At 76.4% G+C, this 2,516-nt stretch carries 2 protein-coding genes; one reads left to right on the forward strand and one right to left on the reverse strand.

Translation table 11 applies throughout. The features are described 5' to 3' along the window. Positions 1-183: 183 nt before the first annotated feature. Positions 184-1,266: an alcohol dehydrogenase catalytic domain-containing protein gene (locus ACFV0O_RS31525; protein ID WP_380347157.1), complete on the reverse strand. Its 1,083-nt coding sequence runs from the start codon at positions 1,264-1,266 to the stop codon at positions 184-186. 228 nt (positions 1,267-1,494) lie between these two features. Here ACFV0O_RS31525 and ACFV0O_RS31530 point away from each other — a divergent pair, with 228 nt between their 5' ends. Next, positions 1,495-2,148 carry a class I SAM-dependent methyltransferase gene (locus ACFV0O_RS31530; RefSeq protein WP_380347159.1) on the forward strand — a complete coding sequence of 218 codons (654 nt, stop codon included), beginning with the start codon at positions 1,495-1,497 and terminating at the stop codon, positions 2,146-2,148. The last annotated feature ends 368 nt before the right edge of the window (positions 2,149-2,516 follow it).

Raw genomic sequence — 2,516 nt, forward strand, 5'->3', positions numbered from 1 at the left:
GTGGGGCGTTTGTGTGTCTAACTCCCCCGTCCGCGCGCCCCACCCCCCCCCCCCCGCCGGGGCCCGTGTGCCCCCCCCCCCCCCCCCCGCGCGCGCCCCGGTCCGTTCCGATCCCGGTCCGTTCCGACCCCGGTCGGCACGCCGCTCGGCGCCCCGACCCGTCCGGGCGCGCCGGTCCGGACGTCAGTCCATCGTCACGACGGTCCGCAGCGCCTCGCCGCTGCGCATCTGCGCGATCGCCTCGTTGACGTCCGCCAGGCCGACCCGGTGGGTGATCATGCCTTCGAGGTCGATCCGACCGGCCCTCCAGAGGTCCACGACCAGCGCCACGGTGCGCCCGACCGTCGCCCCGCCGTAGAGCGAGGGGAGCAGGCGCTTCTCGTTGAAGAACAGCTCGCCCATGGTGAACTGCGCGAGGTCGTCCTGGGCGCCCGCGCCGATGACGACCACCGCGCCGCCGCGCCGGGCGGCGTCGTACCCGGCCCGGACGGTGGCCGAGCGGCCGACGGCCTCGAAGACGTAGTCGAAGCCGCCGCCGGGCAGCTTCTTGGCCACCGCCTTCAGGTCCTCGGGGGCGATCGCCTCGGTGGCGCCGAAGGCGAGGGCGCGCTCGCGGCGGGAGGCGACCGGGTCGACGACGGTGATCCGGCCGGCGCCGCAGACCCGGGCGCCCTGGACGGTGGCCACGCCGACGCCGCCCGCCCCGATCACCGCGACGGACGCCCCGGGCTCGACCCGGGCGGTGTTCACCGCCGCCCCTATGCCGGTGGTCACCCCGCAGCCGATCAGTGCGGCGACCTCGTAGGGCAGGTCCGCGGGCACCTTGACCAGGGCGTTGGCGGAGACCACGACCTCGTCCGCGAAGGCGCCGGTGCCGTAGAAGCCGGAGGCGATCAGGCCGCCCTCCTCGATCCGAAACCCGGGGGCTCCGAGCCGGCGCAGGCTGGCGACGCAGAGGTGGCCGCGGTCCCGCTCGCAGTGGTCGCACCGGCCACAGGGGGCCATCCAGCAGAGCAGCACGCGGTCGCCGACGCGGAAGCCGGTCACGCCCTCGCCGACCTCCACGACGTCACCGGCACCCTCGTGCCCGGGGACGAACGGCGCGGGCTGCGGCAGGACGCCGCTCATCGCGGAGAGGTCGGAGTGGCACAGGCTGGCGGCGCGCATCCGGACCCGGACGCTGCCTCTTCTGAAGCCGACCGCGGTCACGTCCTCACGGACGTCGAGGGTGTCCTGGCCGGTCTTGTGCAGGACGGCTGCGCGCATGGGGCTGCTCCCTGTGTGCATCGGGTGACGCGGAGTGGATCCGAGGACGGGGCGATTCTGACATGGCCTCCGCAATATCAGTAGAACGGGTTTCAAAAGGGTGGGTAAAGCCCGAAAGCCCCGACCGCCCGATTGCGGCCGGCGCCACGGAGCCCGCCCGCGCCACCACCACTACCGTCCAGTAGGGTCCGACCACGTCCGTCCACGTCCCGACCCGAGGAGCATCGCATGTCCGACCTGCTGCAGAGCGCCCGCCCGGCGCCCGATGTGCTGGCGGCGTTCGAGGCGGCCACCGGGTTCATGCCGGTCGACGAGGGTCTCGCGCTGTACGCGGCGGCGGTGGCGGCCGCCCGCGAAACCGGCCTGCCCGTTCTGGAGATCGGCACCTACTGCGGCCGCTCGGCGATCCTGCTGGCCGCGGCGGCCCGGGAGGCCGGGACGGTCGCGCTGACCGTGGACCACCACCGCGGCTCGGAGGAGCAGCAGCCCGGCTGGGAGTACCACGACCCGGAGCTGGTCGACCCCGAGGTCGGGCTGATGGACACCCTGCCCCGGTTCCGCCGCGCCCTGCACGCCGCCGGGCTGGAGGAGCACGTGGTGGCGCTGGTCGGCCGCTCGCCGCGGATCGCCGCCCTCTGGGGGCGCCCGCTGGGCCTGGTCTTCATCGACGGCGGCCACACCGACGAGCACGCGACCGGCGACTACGAGGGCTGGGTGCCGCACCTGGCGCCGGAAGGCCTGCTGGTGGTGCACGACGTCTTCCCGAACCCGGCGGACGGCGGCCAGGCCCCGTACCGGGTGTACCTGCGGGCGCTCGCCGAGGGCTTCGAGGAGGTCGCGGTGACCGGCTCCCTGCGCGTCCTGCGCCGCTGCGCCCGCTGACCCCGGGCACCCCCCGACCGGGCGGATCCCCCGAGCCGCCCCACGGCCCCGCACCGATGCTCTAACGTCGTGCCGGGGGTGTCGGGCGGGGGTTCGAACGGTACGGTGGCCGCGCAGCACCAGGCAGAGCATCGGCGGACGGTGGGGGCCAGCAGCGACATGACGGACCAGCAGAACACCGCCCCGGCGGTCTGGGACCCCACGGCGCGCGGCGGGGCCGGCGGCTGGGTGCGCGGCCCGCAGCCCCCGGCCGGCTCCGAGCCCGCCGCGGGGGGCCCCCCGCCCCGGGCCCCCCCCCCCCCCCCCCGCCCCCCCCCCCCCCCCGCCCCCCCCCCCCCGCCCGGCGCCCGCCCCCCCCCCCCCCCCCG

Source organism: Kitasatospora sp. NPDC059577, assembly GCF_042735475.1.
Taxonomy (GTDB): domain Bacteria; phylum Actinomycetota; class Actinomycetes; order Streptomycetales; family Streptomycetaceae; genus Kitasatospora.

What these genes read in the sequence shown, in the direction of transcription:
- ACFV0O_RS31530 (WP_380347159.1), top strand. Translation starts at nt 1,495, where the DNA reads ATGTCCGACCTGCTGCAGAGCGCCCGCCCGGCGCCCGATGTGCTGGCG.
- ACFV0O_RS31525 (WP_380347157.1), bottom strand. Translation starts at nt 1,266, where the DNA reads ATGCGCGCAGCCGTCCTGCACAAGACCGGCCAGGACACCCTCGACGTC.